The following is a 20452-nucleotide window of genomic DNA, read 5'->3' as shown; positions in this document are numbered from 1 at the left end:
TAATCCAATGGAGAAATTATTCGCTGTCAGTGATGCGAGTATAAACAATCTTCTGAGTATCATTTTCACAATGCCCAACCACTTGTCCACCCGCATTTTGTACCTGATCGTTAGGGACGATATCCAGTTTAAAACCAGATTCAGGCACGCCATTATTGATAATTTTTTGCGCGATATCTGCTTTGACACTTTCACAGGAGGCCAAAGCAGCCAAAGGGGCCAGAGATAATAACAATGTGCTGATAATAAGCGTTTTTTTCATCATAAAATCCTTATGTGGATGAATAGTTTGCCTAACGTAAGGATAGCGCTGGTTGACATAACCTCAAGTCAATCCGAGCCATTACCGACAATTACGGATTAATCTGGCGACCGGACAAACGATCCAGGCAACGTTCAGTGTTCGGTTCCCAATAGGCATTAAAGTTTGCGCTACGATCGCAATTGTCTTTTGCATCTTCGGCACGATCATATTTATCAAAATTCTTCTCGGCCCGGTTATTCACTTTATTACGCAAGCGGTGGGTATCATCCCACTGTTGCTGGCTTTGGCGTGCTTGTTCTTTTGACATTGGGTCATTGTTGCCACCAACAGAAACACAGGTGCTGCCTTGGGTACAGGTGGCCGATTGTGCCAACGCGGCAGTTTGCCATGCCAGCGGCAAAGCCAGCACCGCTACGGGGAGAAAAACGCGCATCAGGCGGGGCAAGCTAGTTATTTTCATCGTCTTAAGTCCTTTATGAGTCGGTGATGCGAAATCATCATATAATTTACTGGCACACCATCAGCGAGAGAAAATTATATCATTGGTCACGGTATATAAACCAGTCAACAACAACTGACGCATTATCAGGTGTTCGCACGTAGGTCATATAGCCATTTTTGACTATCGACAAGTCAAGTAGAGAAGGAGGTTCGTTATGAAAACACGGCGTGAATTTCTAACGATGGTGGCAGGGCTGGGCATTGTGCTCAAATGCAGTGCACCGGTTTTTGCCGCTGGCGCTAATAGGGCAACCAGCTTGCAGCCCTCCATGATAGAGGGGACTGCGATTACTCAGGTTTATGGTGACGGTGTCCGGCTGACAGGCGTTGCCGTGCATTACAATCAGCCCGTCAATGGTAAGGCGCTGAAGCCAACGGATTTCACGGTTGAGGGCCGTACTGTTACCGATGTATTTACCAGCCATTCAGCGGATCCGGCAGATAAAGCGCCAAGCGGGGAATATGTCATCATCGCTTTATCGCCGGAAGATAAAAACGCCGCTTTAGCCGAAAAATTGCCGCAACCGAAAAAAGATAAAAGTGAGAATCCAGGGCAAGGCGGGCCAGGTAAGGCAGGGGACATACCGGTCTATGACACGGTTTATCCGGCGGCAGTTGCATCATTTAGCCAACTATCTGAACTTCATACCGTTTCCGGCCAGGCTATTTTGCCGAAAGAAAAACAGCTGACGACTGATAAGGTGAAAAACCGCATTGTTGATGATTTTAAACAACTGGAATACCGAGATCCTAAGACCGGAAAAACACTGAAATACAATTTATATATTCCAGCAGATTACACCCAAGAACACGCATGGCCACTGGTGTTGTTTATGCATGATGCCGGGGCAACCAGTGATGTAACCCAAACCACATTGTTTCAGGGATTAGGGGCTATCTCTTGGGCATCGCCAGAAGATCAAGCCCAACGCCCCTGTTTTATTCTGGCACCGCAGTATGCTGAAATCATCGCTGATGATAATTCGCAGACGTCAGATATGCTGGATACCACCATCGATCTGATTAATGCTCTGTGCCAGCAGTATAATATTGATCGCAAACGTCTTTATGTGACCGGGCAATCCGGTGGCTGTATGATGTCAATTGCTATGAACATCAAGTACCCTGATCTTTTTGCGGCATCACTGTTGGTGGCTGGGCAGTGGGACCCCGCACTGGTCAAGTCGTTGGCAGGCCAGAAACTGTGGATTATTGTTTCTCAAGATGATGACAAGGCTTGGCCGGGGCAGAATGCCATTATTGATGTTTTGAAAAAAGAAGGCGCAAAAGTTGCCGAGGCCGTTTGGGATGGAACCTGGGATGCGGAACAATTTCGTCGTGCTTTCGAAAAAATTGATGCTGAAAATGCGTCGATTAACTACATTACTTTTCGCCAAGGAACCGTGGTACCCGCAGGCGAATCGATGGCTGGCGCTTCCGGGCATAGAAATACCTGGCGTGTTGCCTACAACATCGAACCGGTGCGCGAGTGGATATTCAGGCAACACCAGTAAAGCAAGCATACCAAGTGGGTCCGATGGCTGACTCGATCTTGCCAGGTGAGGACAGGGAGAAGAGTAAAGTGTCCGCGCCACCAAGGAAGGGTTTACGGGCACTTTGTCATTAACCTCTCACACTATGTGTGTTGTTTTTAAGAGTAGTATCAAAAGGGATGTGTGCATGTTAAAGGCGTCGTTACTATTTTTTGTCACTGCATTGGCTGAAATTATTGGCTGTTTCTTGCCTTACTTATGGCTGCGCAAAGGGGCAAGCATGTGGTTATTACTACCGGCAGTTGCCAGTCTGGCGCTGTTTGTGTGGTTATTAACCTTGCATCCTGCCGCCAGTGGTCGGGTCTATGCGGCTTACGGCGGTGTTTATGTGGCGACGGCGTTAATTTGGCTGAGAGTGGTTGATGGCGTGAAGCTATCTCTCTTTGATTGGGTGGGTGCGGCAGTGGCGCTGGTCGGGATGTTGATTATTGTCGCGGGCTGGCGGGTCAGTTAAGGGTGGGGCGGTGAACGCCCCAAACACGGGTTAGCCTTCGCGGTGAATGCTCAATCCGGCAAAAGATTGGCTGACCGGCATCATTTCCAGGGTATTGATATTGACGCGAGCAGGCAATGTGGCCACCCAATATACCGCTTCGGCAACATCTTCTGGTGTTAATGGGTTAGCACCATCGTAGGTTTTATTCACTTTCTCGCCGTCGCCTTTAAAACGCACCGCAGAGAATTCCGTGCCACCCACCATACCAGGTTCAATATCCGTGACGCGAATGTGTGTGCCATGTAAGTCGGCGCGCAGACCCAGACTGAATTGCTTAACAAAGGCTTTGGTCGCGCCATACACATTACCGCCAGCATAAGGCCAGTTAGCCGCAGTAGAACCAATATTAATAATATGGCCGACATCACGCGCCACCATTTCAGGAAGTAATGCACGCGTCATATTCACCAAACCTTTGGTATTGGTATCAATCATCGTATCCCAATCTTCAACATTGGCTTTGTGAGCCGGTTCCAAACCTAATGCTAAACCAGCATTATTCACCAGCACATCAATGTTTTTCAGCTCAGCGGGGAGTTCGTCAATAACATGCTGAATCGCCGCGCGATTACGGACGTCTAACTGCACAATATGCAGTTGCTCACCCAGCTCGGCCTTTAATTCTGCCAATCTTTCCTGACGACGCCCAGTAGCAATAACCTGATGACCGTGGCTGATAAATTTGCGAGCGATTGCCTCACCAAATCCGGAGGTTGCGCCTGTGACGAAAACGATCATATTCATTCCTTATTTTTCGTTGCCAATAATTTGATATGAATAACATACTCTTAAGTACTGAGAGACGCCATTGTCCAGCTTTCATTCATTTCAGTCTGGACGGTCTTTTCCGCACTTCATCACCCGCATCACGGCTAAGTGTTAATGTATCCACTATCGATAGTAATGCGACCACACCAATAACCACAAATGCTATCTGGAAATTTTCTAACGGGATAACGCCGGCACGATAAGGGTGGAACCACTCGGCAATCCGCAGCGCTAAGGCCCCAATGGCAATCCCCAGCCCCATAGCCAGTTGTTGAATCATATTGGAAAAGGTATTGGCGCCACCCATTTTCGGCCCTGGGATTTCAGAATATGCCAATGTATTGAGAGCGGTGAACTGCATTGACCGCGTTAATCCACTGATAAATAGCAGCAATATAATCAATGTATGAGGCGTTTCAGGTGTGATAAGAGCACAGGCAAAGATAGCGACCGCATTAAGTAACCCATTGACCAACAAGGTAGAACGGAAACGGAAGCGATATAAGATGGCTGAAGTAAAAGGCTTCATCATCAAGTTACCGGCAAAAACGGCCAATACCAATAAACCAGCATCAAATGCGCTCATGCCAAACCCGAGCTGAAACAGCAACGGCAGTAAGAAAGGAACGGCGCCGATCGCGATTCGGTACAAACTCCCACTCCAAATGGTGACGCTGTAACTTTTTATACGTAAAGCCCACAGGTCAATTAGCGGTGAAATCTGCCGTTTGGCGTGATAAACCGCCAACCCACCTAATAGCAGGCTGGCACTAATACACAACAAAGGAATCCAGCGTGATAAAGTTTGGTGATTAAATAACTCCAGCCCAAACATCAGACTGAAACAAGCTGAGGCGGTTAACAAGAAACCCAGCATATCGAAAGGTGTCTCTTTTTGTGGCGACTCTTCAGGAATCAGCCGCCATGCCAACCATATCCCGAAGATCCCCAGCGGGACATTTAAGATAAATATCCAATGCCAGGATGCATAGGTGGTTAGAAATCCACCGACGGGAGGCCCGAGGATCGGGGCAACCAATCCCGGCCAGGTAATGGTCGCGATAGCTTTAATCAGGTCTGCTTTGGACGTATTGCGCAATACAATCAATCGGCCCACTGGCACCATCATCGCGCCGCCAATTCCTTGCAAAATTCTTGCCGCAGTGAATGTCGCAAGATCAGTGCTTAATGCGCAACATACTGATGCTAATGTAAAAACAACCATAGCGGCGGTAAAAATATTACGAGCACCAAAACGATTAGCAATCCAACCACTGGCAGGAATAAATACCGTCAGGGTAAGAATATAAGCAGAAATACCAATATTCATATCAATCGGATGCACAGCAAATGCCGAAGCCATTTGTGGCATGGCGGTAACAATCACCGTTGCATCCAGGTTTTCCATAAAGAAAGCGCCCGCGACCAATAAGGGTAGAGCAGGGCCAAGAACTTTTGCAGGGGTGATAGCGTTAGGTTGACTCATGCTGCATGCCGAGATAAAAAGAGGCAATGCACTGATCTGGCGCAAAATAACTGTGCTGGTCTAAACAATGAAATCACGTTTCAAATCCGGACAATTTACTGACATATTTCGAGCATACCGGATTAAAGTAGGATTAAAAAGAGGAGATTTATTGTGACAACGTCATGTAGCGTACGCGGTACTGAAAGACAAAGCTGGCTGTGAATATACCAGCCAGCTTTAACTTTAATACTTGAACATCAGCACTACTTTTTCTTATACACATCAGCCGTTGCGTGAATCTTATTATCTGTGTTTGCTGAGGTAATTACATAATAATCTCCGCCCAATTCATCGGCCTTTTTGGACAACTCAGCTTTAGCATCCATTGTGGCCAACTCATTAGCAGTAACGATATTGCCGATCTTTTCATATTGCTGCGGGTTATTATTAAGCTCCTCCTTGGTTAACAGTTCAGCTGATATGACAGCGGAAGAGAATGTACCCAGAACAACCAGCATGGCCATTGTTTTCAATATTTTCATAATAGTCCTCTGCAAAGATAATGAACAACATGTGAAACCCTACTAAGTATTGTTCTCATGTCCTGTTTTATCCAGTCGAACTGATGTTCTTTCGGATAGTTGCACATTCCTGAAGACGTTTAGAACGGATGTTTGGAACGGATGTTTGGAACGGATGTTTGCCAAGTATCGATCTGAAGCAGCAACCATGACAGCGACTAAAACCCCACATTCTACCTACTGCTATCATGGTGCGCATAATGTATATTATGTTAAATTGAATTACTGGGAGTGAGCCGGGGCTTATACGCTAAGGGTTTATTCTAGCCCCGTAGGTAATATTTGTCGTTTTGCTATTTATGGCTGAAGTATGTAGCTAAAGTATTATGGTGCACAAAAACATGACCCTGCTTAACAGATTAACCCCTTCCCTCATTTTTGACCGGTGGCGCTACGTGAAATCTGTAGAACTCGCTGCATGATTGCCGTCAGATTTCACCAAACAACAAACACAAAAAAGCCCGCACTTATGCAGGCCTGTTGTTGGCATAACAAAAACCTTATTAAATTACTCGGTAAGCTCGCGTAACTGTTCCGTTATCTGCTCAACACCAATTTTTCCTTGCGCTGCTTCAACGGTTAATTCTTCCAGTTGATTGCTTGCACACAGGTCTACGCCATTTATACCAAGGAACAGCGCCATGCTTTGAAATGCCGTGCGCTTGTTCCCATCAAGAAAAATGTGACCTCGACTAATGGCAATTAAGTAGATAGCGGCTAACTGATATACATCATCCACGTTGTCATAATGATGTGCATTTAATACGCGGCTGGCTACAGCCTCACTTACTATTATCAGGCCTGCCGTTAGGGATAATTTCTGCGTTAAACTCCGCGATATCATTCGCTGTTAAAATATCATCTATCCGCAAGAGCTTTAATGGTTTCAGCATGTTTAAATTGAATGTGTGCTTTTACCTTTGCTTTGATCAAAGCTTCATAATCAGCCTTGCTGATAATATAGACTTCGCTCTGTCCACGACGCGTGATTTCTACGGGCTGTTTTTGCGCTTCTAATAATATCTTGGCTAAATTATTTTTTGCGGCTGTATAACTGATGCTAGTCATTTCAATCACCTTTACATGTACATATTTATTAATGTTTACCATACTCAGCGGATTAAGAAAAGCCCGCACTTATTCGGATTGTTTTTTTACATCAGATAATGCGGTCTGATTATAAATGTACGAATTAAGCTTTATAATAAATTCGTATTTTATTTATTAAAAACTTATCTTATAAAGAATGCTTAGGAAGATAAATTAATTTAAAAAAGGATGAATAAATGAAACTTTCTTGATGTTGCGAGTTTGCGAGAGTAGGATTTAAAGAGTTAGAATCAAACGTCGAATTCACTTTTTATTTGAGTAAAGCAATAATTGAGAGGCTGAGTTAGTCATGGATGAAAAAAATAAGCCACTGAATACAAAAAAACTAATTGTAGAATCCCTGAATTCACTGCCGCTAATTTCTATTATGGAATACAGTCATGAACCTTGGGTGATAAGAGATTGCGAATCCCGCTATGTCTATGTAAATCAAGCTGGTCTGGACTTTTTAAGCTTACCTGCTGACTTTGATATTGAGGGCCGATTAGATAACGAATGTCCTGCGGATTGGGCGGAATTTGCTGAACAATATCAAGCTAATGACAGAAAAGCGGAAAAAAGTGGCAAGCGCGTAGCCATTATTTCAACCCATTTTTATGGGCGAGATAAAGTATTAGAACCCTATTATTTACCCAGGTTTCCAATTTACAATAAAGTTGGTGAATGTATAGGGACATTAACAAATGCCAGTAAATTGAATTTTATTTCTCTTTCCCAATATATAGGCCGGCGCAGCCCCTCAGTATTAACACTGACCCCGCCCACTGATCTGTTCAACGAGAAAGAACTTGAGATAATTTTTTTCATTTTACAGCCAATGACTTCAAAAATGGTGGCCAAAAGGCTGTCTTTATCACATAGGACAATAGAGAATAAATTAAGACTGATATACGAAAAGTCCGGTGTTAGAACCATAAATATGTTTAGAGAATATTGTGGTCACTTAGGTTTAGATTTATATATCCCGCCTAAGTTTGTAAAACCTTGCGTTCAGAGTTAATCCCATATTCAAATAAATAATATTAAGTAAGATGAGCAGAACTCATGTAACAGTATTGGAAAATAGCCGCTCCCTGCCCATTAACTCCGCCAGATTTTGCTACTAACGCGGTTACAGTTATTCATCGCATGGTTTCACTTTAGGCCCGTTATCAAGCTGCCGAATCGCTGGAGTAAAACTGGCAGCGACTGTTGCTATCACCACAGCAACGGCGGCGGCCAATAAAACCGTTGAGTTACCGTAATGCATAGCAAGTGGCCCTGCTGCCAGTTCTCCCGCCGGGATCGCCACAAATGATCCCATCGCATCATAGGCATAAACTCGCGCGAGTTTATCGGCGGGAATATGGGTTTGTAGCGAATTAGCCCAAACCACGCCGAACTGCCCAAAACCGATGCCAGCAATAAAGAAACCAGCCATTAGAACAAATGTCGACGAAATCATACTGAGTAGCACGATGGGTACAGCGCAAAGCGAAACTAATATGACACCAATAAATAGGTCGCGCCGTGGACGCCAACGTAGAGCAAGAAATGAACCTACAATCAGACCAACGCTCTCCGCTGCAACAATAATGCCCCAACCTGCCCTGCCAAATGATGCATCGGCAATGATGGGGCCAAGAATCATCACTACGCCGCTGAAAGCCGCATTAATAATCGTAAACTGGGCGACGATAGCCCAAACCCATGAACGGGCAATGAACTCTTTCCAACCATCACGCAGATCTTGCACAATGTTGGTGTTCGATTCCAGAGACAGTGTTGAATTGACGCGAATATAGAAATATAACGGTGCGGCGGCTGCAAACCCCAAAGCATCAACCGCTAAGCCCCATCCCGGCCCGATAGTGCTGGTCAGAATGCCGCCCAATGAGGCACCAATTATCGTTCCAGCGTAGACACCCACTTGAATAAAAGCGTTCGCCGCCCTGAGGTTATGCGCAGGTACTGTCTGCGGAACCATGGCCGAAGATGCGGGTAGTGCGATGCCCGCAGCTGCGCCATTAATCGTTCCCAGTATAGCTAATCCCATGATTGTTGCGCTTCCATCAAGTACCAACCAGGCAACCCCCCCTTGGGACAATGCAGCAATGGTAGCGGAAGATAACAAAACAATACTTCGGGAATAGCGATCCGCCAGTACTCCACCAATCAATAAAAAGGCCAGATTGAAAATCGAGCGCGCAGCAACAACTAAGCCTAAATCGGTGGCGGAACCGCCAATATCCAATACAGCAAAAGCCAATGCGATAGGTGCAATGCCATTACCTAATACAGTGAGAAGCCGGGCGAAGAATAAATTTCTAAATGGTGCATAGTGAAACGGATGCCGAGAAGATGAGATGGAGGTAGTCAGATTCACTCATTTTCCCCGAACTGAATGTTATTTGCGGTTGCCGCGCTACCGTGAGCTTGGTGTTTATTCATTTTGGTGACTTTGGGTGGCTTAATATTCGGAGTGACTTGAGATTTTACGTTTTTTTAAAACGCCATTTCAATATTTTGCTATGCAATAGGTTGGAGAGTTTATCTAAACCGCAAATTGAAGCGATGAAAATATTAATTAATTGAATTTAAACGATAATATTCATCCGATCGCGCTACGTAAATTCTGTGCTTGTTGCAGTACCACAGTGATGTAGAATTCGCGTAGCAGTATTGGAAATAGTGACTCCCAGCCCCTTAACATTCATTGTGATTTTTCCTGCGGCGCATCGAATGTGATTTATCGCACATGCCCGCCTAACTATCTGAGCATCCTGACCGGATCACTCCTCATTCATCTGGAACAATGTGAAGCCGTTGTTTAGTATGTAGGTATTCTGTCTAGCGATCAGCAAATCCTATATTTATGAAAAAACTCATTAAACGGCTGGAGATCATTAAAAGCGGTATTGAGCTTGAAGATGACGACATTATTCGACATCAACTCCCTTATCTTAAAAGTGAGACTCAGGATGCCATACTGGTTTTTATCGTCACGGCGATCGAACAGGGAAAATTCACCCATGCTTTGGAGGCTATTTCTGCGTGGCTGGGAAGCAAGCAAGGAGTCACGCAGTGGCAAGATATCGAGCTGTCGGCTTGCAAGCTTGAGTTGAAAGCGCTGGAGGAACAGTTAAGCGATTTAATCGATAAACGTAATGAACGTATTCAGTTGCTAGATGATTTTAATGACCTTTACCTGGTGCGTCTCGGCCCGTTGATGAAGCAAATTCTTAATTTGCGCAAACAGTTGGCGGAAAGCACCTTGCGCAAAGCCGAGGCTGAAGCTCGCCGCAGAGAACGCGATTATCGCAACTGTCAGCAGTACATATCTCAGGCAATAGATGAACTCGCTGCATTAAAGCAACGCTGGTTGGCACTGCCATCCATATCTAGCGAAACTATTGAGATAAGAAACCGAATTCAACAACAGGCAGAGTTGATTACTGCATTGCTGGCAGAGATTAAAGAGCTGGAAAATAACTTTTGTACGCGAAATACTGAGTCAACACGCAAAGCACGTGAAGACGCAAAAGAGAAATATGAAAGTTATCAGGAAAAACAAACAGATGCCGAGCAGCGGCTTAATAATGACAAGAAACTTTCTTCTCACCAACGTCAGGAACTCAAACGGTTGTGGCGGCAAGCCAGCCGGCTCTGCCATCCAGATTTAGTCGCTGATGAGTTTAAAGAGAAAGCTCATCAGCTGATGGTTCAGCTCAATCAAGCCCGCCAACGTGGTGACTTCCCTGCTATTCACGCATTGCTGGAGAGTTTAAAACAAGGGCTTGAGCCATTGATGTCCAGTGATGTTATTGATGATCTTGAGCGGTTGCGGCGTAAAATCGATGAAGTCAGAAAACAAATTGATGCGATATTGCACGAACTGAAAGCTCTGGAGGGTGAAGAGTCATGGCGGCTGGCCACTTCTCTGCCTGATAAAGAACAATGGTTTACAGAACAAGAAAATGTATTATCCAAGACACTTAATATTCTTGAACGGCAAGTCAAAGAAGCATCAACAGTACTGTATGAAGCATGATACTCAAGAGTAAAAGCCCGCTCTAGACGGGCTTGTCCGGAAGAATTGAGTCAGCTACTGGCTCAATAAATCTTTAACATCCAACAGGATAAACTCGTTATCATCTGCCTCATTAGGCTGACGGCTGGAGGAGAATGGGAAATTATTATCGTTACCAACAATGATATGGTTCGCATCTACCACATCAACGTTTTCAATGGTAAAAAATGGGAATGTCAGCACACCATTATTTAGCGGTTTACGTGCCAGGTTCTGCGGATCTTTAATATTGAGCAGATCAATATATGAAACTTTTTCTACTGGTTTGCCGACGTTTTCATCAGAAAAGGCGATTTTGTAGACACGCTTGAACTTGGCTATTTGGCTAAAACACTTATCGGTCGCAGCCCCTGCTGCACAAGCTTTATCCGCTGTCCCTTCACCGTTGTCGCGTTCAATCACTAATCCATGCTTCGCATCAATCATATTGAAATCACCAATAGCGTTTTGGTTATCTTCCAGCACATATTGCCAGCTGCGCCCTGTCCACGCCTGATTTTTAACATCAAACTCCAACACGCGCAGGTAGCGTTTGCCATCAATGTTTTCAAAATTTTCGCCATTCCACAGCGCACCTTCTAACATGGGATACAGCTTGCTGCCATCCGGTGACACCGCCATCCCTTCAAATCCTTTTGAGCGCGCCACTTGAAAATTCTGTTTACCATCCGGAGCGCCTGACAACGTAAGTGTTGGATTATCAGGTGATTTCACTACTTTACCATCAACCTGTGTTTCAAATACCGCTAACACTTTTCCGTTCAAATCGGCCTTAATCAGATAAGGACCGAATTCATCACCAATCCACAGTGCATCATCGGCAAACTGGAAGCTTTCGGGGTCAAAATCACTGCCGGTCAGATAGCGTTTATCAGTACTTTCATTGGTGATATGGAAAGGGACTTTTTTATCAGGATCGTGCAAGAACAGAGTTTGCAGGGGCGTGGCACTGCCATTTTTGAAATCAATATCATAGTGATTGAGATACAGCATGGCGTCCGGCGAGTTAGCTTTGCTACCAAATCCATTGTCGGTCAGCACCCAATAGGTGCCATCGGGCATGTGTTTTATTCCAGAATGACCTTGTAGTGGCTGGCCGGTGATTGGCAAACCGATTCCTGTTGGGCGATCGGCAGATTTACCGGCGACTGCGCCCAATGTACTTACGCGTTGACCACTGGTGTATTTGCCACTTTGTTGTAAATCAGTCGGCGCATCAGCAGGCGCTGCAACCATTGATTTCACTGGCAAAACCGCATGCCCGACCAGTGTTGCTGGCACTTCAACAGCTTGCGCCCACAGCGAGGTACTGAACGCGATGCTACTGGCCAGCAATGCCAATCTGAATTTTTTCATCTGCATGTTAAGTTCCCTAATTATTTTTATTGCCCAAAGGTAAAAAGCAACTTCACTATAGGGAGCTGGAATGACAGAAATATTATCCCTGTTATTCTTTATGATTGAGGCATAATCACTATGAGTATTATTCAGTTCGTCTTCATTCTCAAATAAGGTCATCTACGATGAAAGATAACGAATATCAACCACCCAAAGTCTGGACGGAAAACAATGCCAGCGGTGGTGTGTGGTCCAAAATCAATCGCCCGACTGCCGGTGCCAGATACGAAGCTGACCTGCCGGTTGGCAAACACCCCTTACAGCTGTATTCCATGGGCACGCCGAATGGTCAGAAGGTCACCATTTTGTTGGAGGAGTTGTTGGCTGTGGGCGAGAAAGGGGCGGAATATGATGCCCATCTGATTCGTATTGGTGAAGGTGATCAGTTCTCAAGTGGGTTTGTTGCCGTTAATCCAAATTCAAAAATCCCGGCCTTGATGGACCATTCAACCACCCCGCCAGTCCGGGTTTTTGAGTCTGGTGCTATTCTGCTGTATTTGGCGGATAAATTCGGTCATTTCTTGCCAAAATCCCCTGCTGCCAGAACCGAAGCACTCAATTGGCTGTTCTGGCTACAAGGTGCAGCCCCTTATTTGGGCGGTGGTTTCGGCCATTTTTATCACTATGCGCCAGTGAAAATTGAATACGCCATCGACCGTTTTACGATGGAAGCCAAGCGTCAGCTCGATTTGCTCAATACACAGCTCGCGACTCATGAATATATTGCGGGAGATGAGTATTCCATTGCGGATATCGCTATCTGGCCGTGGTACGGCAATCTGGTACTGGGCTTGCAATATGAAGCGGGTGAATTCTTGGATGTGAAATCCTATACTCACCTGATACGTTGGACCGAAACCATGGGTAAGCGCCCTGCTGTCCAGCGCGGCCGTATCGTCAATAAAACCTGGGGAGCGCCAGAAGAACAGTTAGCTGAGCGCCATGATGCTTCAGATTTTGACCGACTGATAAAATAGTATATATTCCGCCCTCAAGCCTGATTTTCTCAGGGTTGAGGGCGCTTATTTAGCCCGCGTCTACCCAATCCCTTTTCCTTTAGCATTTGGGTCATCAATTGCTGTTGAAAATCACGAGTGGCAGATTGCAAATTTTGCGGAGCCACATGTTGATTTTCGCTGCTGCGCGAGTTAAGTCTTTAACACTTAGGACGCTAACCCCCCGCCACCTGCGTAGGGGGTTTTCCCGGCAATTTTCATCACTTCAGCCCCCAACGTCACAAACGGAGTACGCCTGCTGGCATAGATAATTCCGCCCGCTGTTGCCCGCACCGCTTTAACCGTATCAGTAAGCGGATCAATTATTTCAGCGACGACTTCATCCTTTGTCACCCATTCGCCCGGCTGACGCAATAGCAACAGCAAACCACTGGCTGGCGCATTGACGATTTCCCCGGCGGAAAAAGGCAACATCACCACCTCTCGCTGCGGAATTTCAGGGACAACCCCAGCAATAGCGCCACGATGTTGTAAATATTGATAAATACGCTCGGCATCCGCGCTGGCCAGCGGGTGACTGACATCCTGTTGCCCGCGTAATTCAACCGTCACGGCCATACAGGCGGGGGCCAGGTTAGGATAATGTGCAGCTAGCCGATGCCACGGCAAGCCACAGGCTTCATCAAACGAACCGCCACCGCTATCTTGTGAAAGTAGCACGGTGTCAATATGCAAAAACTGCGCGAGCACATCCACTGATGTTTGCCAGGCCGGATCGGCATACAGATGCAAAATAGCGCGGTCATCGCAATGCAAATCCAGCACCAAATCAGCATCACAGGCCAGCATGAGTAAATGTTGGCGCAAAGCATCCACTTCACTGAGCGCAGGCAAACTCTGTAATGCAGCGACCATCGCGCGGCGTATCTGTTGTGGCGTCGTCTCTTTTTCGCTTAATGTCGCCGCCCCTGGCCGTTGTGAGACTAATTTAGCCAAATCAGGGAAATCACGATTAAAATTGCGGCCACTGACCAAATCAAAACGACCTATTCCACTGTTTAACAGCACTTGTGCAATACCTGCCGGGTTAGCTATAGGCACAATAATTATTTCACTCTGAATTTCTCCGCGCCGTTCCGCCTGACTCAGTAATCTTTTAAGATAATGTAATACCAGCATTCCGGGCAGTTCATCGGCATGTAGGCCCGCCTGTAGGTAGATTTTCTCGCCCACACCCGGCTGGCCGAAATGAAAACTGGTTAATTGACGCTGCCCACTCAGGGCATGTTCAGGTAACTTATGATTATTGATTTTCATTGGACGTCCTATCTGTGGAAAAGAAACCCCGGCTTGACCGAATTGACAAAAAAATCCTTGAAATCCTGAGCCAGGATGGCCGTATCTCTTATCAGAAGTTGTCCGAGCAGGTCAATTTGACCGCCCGCCCCTGTTTGGAGCGCGTTCGGCTGTTGGAGCGCGCCGGTATTATCCGTGGTTATAGTGCGATTATTGAGCTACCGGAACCCGAGCATGCTTTTGTTATCCAAGCACAAATTGCCTTAGCCGACCACGGGCACTCTCAAGCGGCCTTCGAGCAAGAAGTGCGTAAAACACCAGAGGTGCTGGATTGCTGGCTGGTCGGCGGTAGTTTTGATTTTCTGGTGCGCATTGGCTGCCGCCACATGGAGCACTACCGACTACTGGCCGACACCTGGCTCACCAGTAAAAAATTCCGCGTCGATAAAATCGTCACCATCACCGAGTTACAGGCTATCAAACGTGCTTAAAGCTGTTGAAAATGCTTAAAATTGTTAAAAATGCTTAAAGCTGGATTGCCCGCTGGATTCAATCGTGGCGGGCAAAGGCTAACCAGCGCCGTTCCGCACGTGAAAACAAGAAAATCAATATAAATGTACACAATAAATACAGCGCCGCCGCCATCAGAAACGGAATAAACGGCGAATAAGTGGCAGCATAGAAAGCCCGTGCTACACCGGTGATATCGAGCAATGTGACGGTACTGGCCAGAGAGGTTGCATGCAGCAAGAACACCATTTCATTATTCAACGCCGGAATACCGCGGCGTAATGTCGCTGGTAATACCAAACGGCGAATGATTTGCCACTGACTCATACCAAACGCTTCGCCAGCCACCCACTCCTGACGCGGGAAAGTCACCATCATGCCCGCCAATAACTCCGCAACATAAGCGCTGGTATTGAGCACCAACGCTAGTGTGGCGCAGAAAGTAGCATCACGGAACAGCAGCCAAAAGGGTTGGTCGTCCTGCCAGCCTAACTGCACAATGTCAAACTGCGACAGGCCATAGTAGATGAGCATGAGTTGCAGGTAGAGTGGCGTGCTACGAAAGAAATAAGTCACACTGCGAATCAACCAGGCCAACGGACGTGGGCCGAATGCCTGCCCGACAGCCATCACCAGCGCCAGCAGTAAACCGGGGAACACCGAGAGTAAAAACAGTTTGGCGGTCATCGCCAGACCGGTGGTATCAGCACCGTCGCTATAGAGAAATGTTGGCACCGCTTCTATGATAGTTTGCAGGTTCATCAGCGCGCCCTCGCCGCCGTTGAGGTTGACAGTGCATAACGCCGCGCCAACAGACTAAAGCCCCAACTGGACAGCGCGGTAATCACCATATAAATCATCGCCACCAGGAAGTAGAACAGGAAAGGTTTTTGTGTTGCGCGCCCCGCCTGCTCGGCCAGCCACACCATATCTTCCAATCCCAAAATCGAGATCAAAGCAGAGGCTTTCATCAAACCGAGCCAGTTATTATTGATGCCGGGAATGGCAAAGCTAAGCATTTGCGGCAGCATAATACGACGAAACACTTGGCCGGGGCGCATGCCGTAAGCCACCGCGGCTTCCAACTGACCGCGATCGACGGTTTGAAACGCGCCACGGAAGGTTTCGGTGTAATACGCACCAAATACAATGCCGATTGCCAGCACTCCGGAAACAAAAGTATTGAAGCGCACCGGCCCTAATCCCAACAGACCGAGAAAACCATTGACCAACATTTCGCCGCCAAAAAACAGCAATAGCATGATCACCAGTTCAGGAATACCACGCACTAATGTGGTGTAGCCGGTAGAGATCCAACGTAGCCAGCGCGGGCCAAACAGCTTGATAACCGCATTAATCAGGCCGAGTGTGAGTGCCACGGCCAGTGACAACAGCATCACGCACAGTGATAAGCCCGCCCCTTGTGCCAGTAACGGCAAATAGTCTACGACCATTATCGACCTCCCAAGGCTAACCAACGGCAACCGGGCGTGGCTGCTATTGCCCGGCGCTCGCAATAATCATGGCTAAAAATCACTCGCCGTAAATATCGAAACTAAAATACTTTTTCTGAATGGCGTCGTAAGTACCATCAGCACGAATAGCTTTTATGGCCCCATTCAAGGCATCGCGCAAGGCCGGGTTATCTTTACCGACGGCGATACCCACATCAGATGAGATGGTGTCGTCTTGAATAACCGGCCCGGCAAAAGCAAACTTCTGCCCGCGGGGCGTATCAATAAAGCTGCTGGCAGCTTGAATATTATCCTGTAGCGAGGCGTTGATCCGCCCTGACATCAGATCCAGATAGACATTATCCTGATTGGCGTAAGAGACAATTTTGACCCCTTGCCCACCCCAATGTTTTTTGGCGTAAGTTTCATGGATGGATCCGGTCTGCACGCCGACAGTTTTCCCTGTCAGACTGGCAACATCAGGTGACAATGGGCTGCCTTTGCGCGCCACTAATTGTGCCGCACTGCGGTAGTAGCGATCGGTAAAGTCGACTTCTTTTTTGCGCTCATCGGTAATACTCAGCGAGGCAATAATGGCATCGAACTTACGCGCATTCAGTGCGGCAATCATACTTTCAAAAGGTTGTTTGACGAACACACACTTGGCATGCAGGTTGTCACATAATGCATTTGCAATATCAATATCAAAGCCGGTTATCTCGCCGCTGGGCGCCAGCACATCAAACGGTGGGTATCCGCCGTCCACACCAAAACTGATAGTTTCTATCGTCTGAGCCGCTACGGGAGCGGAAAGTATCAAGCCAGTCAATAATGCAGCGAATGTCTTTTTCATTATTAAAATCCCGGTGTTGGCAAAGATCAGAAACGAAGTGAGAGGCAGGTCAAGCCGCCATCCATTTTTTTAAATTCACTGGTATCCAGTTGGACAATAGGCATCCCCAGCTTTTCAATTTGCGCCAAGGTAGCAGGATAACCTTGCGGAGTAATCAGCGTATCGTTGATCCATAAGGTATTACCGGCGTAAGACTCCGCATCGGTAATCACAATAGTGTTAAAGCCAGCAAAGGCCGGATGGTGTTGGTAATCTTCGGTTAGCAACAAGGTGTTGCGGCCCACATAGTTCACAATGGATTTCAGGTGCAGACCGGCGCTCACTTCAATGGCGGTCACTTGATAACCATAGCGCCCGACCGCAGAGGTAAACTCGCTAATGCCCGCTTTATCGGTGCGCGACGTCAGCCCGATAAAGAACTGTTTATCGACTAATAACACATCACCGCCATCAAGATGCCCCTGATGACTCATGCGAAAAACAGGGCGATCGGTGAACAGTGGCTCAATGGTGTCCACTTCGCCTTGGCGACTTGGCGCTCCGGGGTGAGTTATCACCGCCAGCTCCGGCATCACCACCGCCGTATCTTCGACAAAGTGGGCATCCGGGAAGGTCGGAGCCGCCGGTAAGATAGTCACTTTCAGGCCAAGTCGCAGCAAAGTATCGACATAAGCCAAAAATTGTTGCCCGGTGGCAGCAATATCCGGCGCGCCCAATTGGGCGGTGGTCTGGCCGCTACCACAGGTGTCAGCAGGAAGTCTGGCAATGGCTTGAGTAAAATGCATAGACGATTCTCTTGATTGAGTGTTGCGACGTTGTTGATCTGATTATTAAACAGATACAGTCACCAATCAGGTTGAATAAGGCGGATGTGACTCACTATTTGCGCTGTTTATTATTGGCAAGGCGACCTATTCCGCTGTCACTGATGACAGAAGCGTCGGTCGCCAGAAGCTTTAGTTATATACTGAATGTTATGATTACGAACTAATTGATAAACCAAGGGCTTCAAATGAAAATATTAACCCTCGTGATGCTTACGCTATTACTGGTCGCCTGTGCCAATACTGGCCATGTTGGGGTGAGTGGCGGTTCAAGCGGCATATCGAGTATCAGTATTGGTACTGGTGTGCGCAGGTAGGCCGGTTTCCCCGCCCCCTACTTTTGGCTAATTTATGGTTTTTTCACGTCAGGAATGTCAGTGGAAAAACGTGCTGAAATGGCATCCCGTTCATAACCTTGCCGTTGAGTTAAAATAGAGTACATTTCGGGCCGACGGCCATAAATCCAGCGCCGTCCCGTGCTGAGTGGGATTAACGACAAATCTAATTCAGCACTGACCATCACATCGGCGGCTTCCCAGGTTTCATTAATGATACGGCCATAAGGGTCCAGTATCATGGCATTACCGGTACGAACTTCATCATCATCCGCGCCAATACCATTACTGAATAGAATAAACAGGCCATTATCATGTGCACGGGCCGGTAACCAACGCATTAACCATTCCCGACCATTTACGCCGCGAATAGCCGCCGTCATTTCCGCTTTTCTTTCCGTGCGTTGCGCCCAGAGGTCGAGTGGAATGGGCTTCATACCATATGGGCTGCGGGAATGCGTTCCGCCAGTTTGATGCGGTGCTAATAATATATCAGCGCCAAGCAAGGTGGTTGCGCGCACATTTTCCACCAAATTGTTATCCCAGCAGATAAGAATGCCAACTTTGACGCCCCAGGGGGTATCAAAAACCGTGTAAGAATCACCGCTGCTGATAGCTGAGTGTTCAAAAGCATGCAGTTTTCGGTGCGTGTGCACCGAGCCATCAGGCATACAAGCGACATAAGCATTATAGAGTCGCCCGTCGTTTCCCTGTTCTATCAGGCCGACACCAATCAACATTTGATGTTTCAGCGCCAAAGCCCGCACCAAGGCAATCGATGGGCTGCTTTCAATCGGCTCAGCCAAAGCGGTAACTTGCGCTGCCGTCAATTTAGGCACATGCCAATATCCCGTAATGCACATCTCTGGGAAAGCCAGTATTTTGATGTTTTTCAGAGCTGCCTGCTCAATAAACCTTTCAATAACCAATAGGTTGTATTGTTTATTGTTGGCCTGATGCTGGAATTGTACCGTTGCTGCGGTGATTAATGGTAATTCAGTCACATTATCCTCCAAGGATATCTATTGCTGATTTTCATGACTGGTATTACAGCAGCGCTATTGATAACTTTATAATGAATGATTTTCCTTTTTTGATTACCAACAGGAATGAATAAGTGAATATAAAGTTGCTGAAAGCCTTTGTGATGCTCGCACAAAAAGGCAACTATGGCGATGCTGCACAGGCCCTTTGCGTGACGCAACCGGCACTGACCAAGCAGATTAACTTGTTGGAATCGATGCTGAATATTCACTTGTTCACCCGTGGGCGACATGGCGCGGCGTTGACACGCAGTGGGCAACAATTACTCGCACAAGCTGAGAAAACGGTCAGTCAATCCGAGTTTTTTTTGCAATCTGCCGCCCGCGTTGCTAAGGGTATTGAAGGGTTGCTCGCCATCGGGTTTGGTCTATCGACTTTCTATACCGCGCCACATTATATCGCCAAATTCCGACAGCAATTCCCGGCGATTTCTATCACCCTGGAAGATATTCCCTCGGCGCAACAATATGCGTTATTAACGCGCGGTGAACTGCAAATTGGCTTTGTTCGTGCTCCTCCCACAGCGGTATTGAATTTTTATCCTTTATTTGACGACCGCCTGGTGCTGGTGACAGCACAAAATAAAACACACTCCCCCGATGAGTGGTTAAAACACCTGCCATTGCTGCGTTTATATACTGAGCGTGGGCGTGGGCTCAATGCACAAACCGATCTATTTTTGCAATCAAACCAATGGTATGCGCCCACGACGCAAGAAGTTGAAGATATTCAGACCATACTGGCGCTGGTGATTGCTGGTATCGGCGTTGCCTTATTACCGCAAAGTGTGGTGCATATTGCGCCGCCTGGCATAAATATCATGCCACTCAGTGGAGAGAATCTCAGTTGGCAAGTGGGTATCGCCTGGGATGATCGCATACAAGATTGGGTACGGGATAATTTTATCCAGCAGGTGATGGGGTCAGTAGCATCAAGCTGATTTGAAAAAGAAAAACGCCACGGACTGCCCG

23 protein-coding genes are annotated in these 20452 nt (G+C 46.9%); 8 read left to right on the top strand and 15 right to left on the bottom strand.

The window, feature by feature from the left end; translation table 11 throughout:
- Nucleotides 1-16: 16 nt before the first annotated feature.
- The gene (locus tag FGL26_RS05095; protein WP_005169791.1) at nucleotides 17-262 is read right to left on the bottom strand and encodes a DUF1161 domain-containing protein; all 246 of its coding nucleotides are present in this window, start codon (nucleotides 260-262) and stop codon (nucleotides 17-19) included.
- 91 nt (nucleotides 263-353) lie between these two features.
- Nucleotides 354-725, bottom strand: a complete 372-nt coding sequence (locus FGL26_RS05090; RefSeq protein WP_005169788.1) for a DUF1283 family protein — start codon at nucleotides 723-725, stop codon at nucleotides 354-356.
- 196 nt (nucleotides 726-921) lie between these two features.
- Here FGL26_RS05090 and FGL26_RS05085 point away from each other — a divergent pair, with 196 nt between their 5' ends.
- Nucleotides 922-2280: a carboxylesterase family protein gene (locus tag FGL26_RS05085; RefSeq protein ID WP_005169783.1), complete on the top strand. Its 1359-nt coding sequence runs from the start codon at nucleotides 922-924 to the stop codon at nucleotides 2278-2280.
- Between the two features lie 166 nt (nucleotides 2281-2446).
- Nucleotides 2447-2773 carry a YnfA family protein gene (locus FGL26_RS05080; protein ID WP_005169781.1) on the top strand — a complete coding sequence of 109 codons (327 nt, stop codon included), beginning with the start codon at nucleotides 2447-2449 and terminating at the stop codon, nucleotides 2771-2773.
- Nucleotides 2774-2803: 30 nt separating this feature from the next.
- Here the strand turns inward: FGL26_RS05080 and ydfG are convergent, their stop codons facing one another.
- From ydfG to FGL26_RS05055, 5 genes are all read right to left on the bottom strand, one after another.
- Nucleotides 2804-3553 carry a bifunctional NADP-dependent 3-hydroxy acid dehydrogenase/3-hydroxypropionate dehydrogenase YdfG gene (ydfG, locus tag FGL26_RS05075; protein ID WP_005165755.1) on the bottom strand — a complete coding sequence of 250 codons (750 nt, stop codon included), beginning with the start codon at nucleotides 3551-3553 and terminating at the stop codon, nucleotides 2804-2806.
- An 85-nt stretch (nucleotides 3554-3638) separates the two neighbouring features.
- On the bottom strand, nucleotides 3639-5069 hold the full coding sequence (locus tag FGL26_RS05070) for an MFS transporter (RefSeq protein WP_005169778.1): 1431 nt from the start codon (nucleotides 5067-5069) through the stop codon (nucleotides 3639-3641).
- 245 nt (nucleotides 5070-5314) lie between these two features.
- Nucleotides 5315-5593 carry a DUF1471 family periplasmic protein YahO gene (gene yahO, locus FGL26_RS05065; protein WP_005169775.1) on the bottom strand — a complete coding sequence of 93 codons (279 nt, stop codon included), beginning with the start codon at nucleotides 5591-5593 and terminating at the stop codon, nucleotides 5315-5317.
- A gap of 547 nt (nucleotides 5594-6140) precedes the next feature.
- Nucleotides 6141-6476 carry a type II toxin-antitoxin system death-on-curing family toxin gene (locus FGL26_RS05060; protein ID WP_227746636.1) on the bottom strand — a complete coding sequence of 112 codons (336 nt, stop codon included), beginning with the start codon at nucleotides 6474-6476 and terminating at the stop codon, nucleotides 6141-6143.
- A gap of 14 nt (nucleotides 6477-6490) precedes the next feature.
- Nucleotides 6491-6700 (bottom strand): type II toxin-antitoxin system Phd/YefM family antitoxin, encoded by a 210-nt coding sequence (locus tag FGL26_RS05055; RefSeq protein WP_005169769.1) that lies wholly within the window; start codon nucleotides 6698-6700, stop codon nucleotides 6491-6493.
- A gap of 331 nt (nucleotides 6701-7031) precedes the next feature.
- On the opposite strand from FGL26_RS05055, the gene FGL26_RS05050 reads away from it, so the two are divergent.
- A complete protein-coding gene (locus FGL26_RS05050) occupies nucleotides 7032-7742 on the top strand; it encodes a helix-turn-helix transcriptional regulator (protein WP_005169767.1) in 711 nt (236 codons plus the stop codon).
- A gap of 117 nt (nucleotides 7743-7859) precedes the next feature.
- On the opposite strand, the gene FGL26_RS05045 is transcribed toward FGL26_RS05050, so the two are convergent.
- Complete coding sequence (locus tag FGL26_RS05045; RefSeq protein WP_005169761.1) at nucleotides 7860-9107, bottom strand: MFS transporter; 1248 nt, start codon at nucleotides 9105-9107, stop codon at nucleotides 7860-7862.
- 489 nt (nucleotides 9108-9596) lie between these two features.
- Between FGL26_RS05045 and FGL26_RS05040 the strand changes: the two genes are divergently transcribed.
- Nucleotides 9597-10772: a coiled-coil domain-containing protein gene (locus FGL26_RS05040; RefSeq protein ID WP_005169758.1), complete on the top strand. Its 1176-nt coding sequence runs from the start codon at nucleotides 9597-9599 to the stop codon at nucleotides 10770-10772.
- A gap of 54 nt (nucleotides 10773-10826) precedes the next feature.
- Here the strand turns inward: FGL26_RS05040 and FGL26_RS05035 are convergent, their stop codons facing one another.
- Nucleotides 10827-12173, bottom strand: a complete 1347-nt coding sequence (locus tag FGL26_RS05035) for an esterase-like activity of phytase family protein (RefSeq protein WP_005169756.1) — start codon at nucleotides 12171-12173, stop codon at nucleotides 10827-10829.
- Between the two features lie 161 nt (nucleotides 12174-12334).
- Between FGL26_RS05035 and yghU the strand changes: the two genes are divergently transcribed.
- On the top strand, nucleotides 12335-13186 hold the full coding sequence (yghU, locus tag FGL26_RS05030) for a glutathione-dependent disulfide-bond oxidoreductase (protein WP_005169755.1): 852 nt from the start codon (nucleotides 12335-12337) through the stop codon (nucleotides 13184-13186).
- Nucleotides 13187-13372: 186 nt separating this feature from the next.
- On the opposite strand, the gene FGL26_RS05025 is transcribed toward yghU, so the two are convergent.
- A complete protein-coding gene (locus tag FGL26_RS05025) occupies nucleotides 13373-14482 on the bottom strand; it encodes a succinylglutamate desuccinylase/aspartoacylase family protein (RefSeq protein ID WP_005169750.1) in 1110 nt (369 codons plus the stop codon).
- Nucleotides 14483-14496: 14 nt separating this feature from the next.
- Here FGL26_RS05025 and FGL26_RS05020 point away from each other — a divergent pair, with 14 nt between their 5' ends.
- The gene (locus tag FGL26_RS05020) at nucleotides 14497-14952 is read left to right on the top strand and encodes an Lrp/AsnC family transcriptional regulator (RefSeq protein WP_005169746.1); all 456 of its coding nucleotides are present in this window, start codon (nucleotides 14497-14499) and stop codon (nucleotides 14950-14952) included.
- Between the two features lie 58 nt (nucleotides 14953-15010).
- Here FGL26_RS05020 and FGL26_RS05015 read toward each other — a convergent pair whose 3' ends face one another.
- The 4 genes from FGL26_RS05015 to FGL26_RS05000 form a co-directional block, all read right to left on the bottom strand.
- Nucleotides 15011-15733 carry an ABC transporter permease gene (locus tag FGL26_RS05015; protein ID WP_005169743.1) on the bottom strand — a complete coding sequence of 241 codons (723 nt, stop codon included), beginning with the start codon at nucleotides 15731-15733 and terminating at the stop codon, nucleotides 15011-15013.
- Nucleotides 15733-16425: an ABC transporter permease gene (locus tag FGL26_RS05010; RefSeq protein WP_005169740.1), complete on the bottom strand. Its 693-nt coding sequence runs from the start codon at nucleotides 16423-16425 to the stop codon at nucleotides 15733-15735. The genes FGL26_RS05015 and FGL26_RS05010 overlap by 1 nt, the downstream gene beginning before the upstream one ends.
- A 79-nt stretch (nucleotides 16426-16504) precedes the next feature.
- Complete coding sequence (locus tag FGL26_RS05005) at nucleotides 16505-17278, bottom strand: ABC transporter substrate-binding protein (protein WP_005169737.1); 774 nt, start codon at nucleotides 17276-17278, stop codon at nucleotides 16505-16507.
- 26 nt (nucleotides 17279-17304) lie between these two features.
- The gene (locus tag FGL26_RS05000; RefSeq protein WP_032908401.1) at nucleotides 17305-18063 is read right to left on the bottom strand and encodes a dimethylarginine dimethylaminohydrolase family protein; all 759 of its coding nucleotides are present in this window, start codon (nucleotides 18061-18063) and stop codon (nucleotides 17305-17307) included.
- A 227-nt stretch (nucleotides 18064-18290) separates the two neighbouring features.
- On the opposite strand from FGL26_RS05000, the gene FGL26_RS21765 reads away from it, so the two are divergent.
- Nucleotides 18291-18419: a hypothetical protein gene (locus tag FGL26_RS21765; protein ID WP_019079415.1), complete on the top strand. Its 129-nt coding sequence runs from the start codon at nucleotides 18291-18293 to the stop codon at nucleotides 18417-18419.
- A gap of 32 nt (nucleotides 18420-18451) precedes the next feature.
- Here the strand turns inward: FGL26_RS21765 and FGL26_RS04995 are convergent, their stop codons facing one another.
- Nucleotides 18452-19441, bottom strand: a complete 990-nt coding sequence (locus tag FGL26_RS04995) for a nitrilase family protein (protein WP_032908400.1) — start codon at nucleotides 19439-19441, stop codon at nucleotides 18452-18454.
- Nucleotides 19442-19554: 113 nt separating this feature from the next.
- On the opposite strand from FGL26_RS04995, the gene FGL26_RS04990 reads away from it, so the two are divergent.
- Nucleotides 19555-20421 carry a LysR family transcriptional regulator gene (locus tag FGL26_RS04990; RefSeq protein WP_005169727.1) on the top strand — a complete coding sequence of 289 codons (867 nt, stop codon included), beginning with the start codon at nucleotides 19555-19557 and terminating at the stop codon, nucleotides 20419-20421.
- Nucleotides 20422-20452 lie beyond the last annotated feature (31 nt).

It is taken from the genome of Yersinia enterocolitica subsp. enterocolitica (assembly GCF_901472495.1).
GTDB classification, from domain to species: domain Bacteria; phylum Pseudomonadota; class Gammaproteobacteria; order Enterobacterales; family Enterobacteriaceae; genus Yersinia; species Yersinia enterocolitica.
The sequence above is the reverse complement of the archived record's forward strand: the minus strand, read 5'-3'. Positions and strand labels throughout refer to the sequence as shown.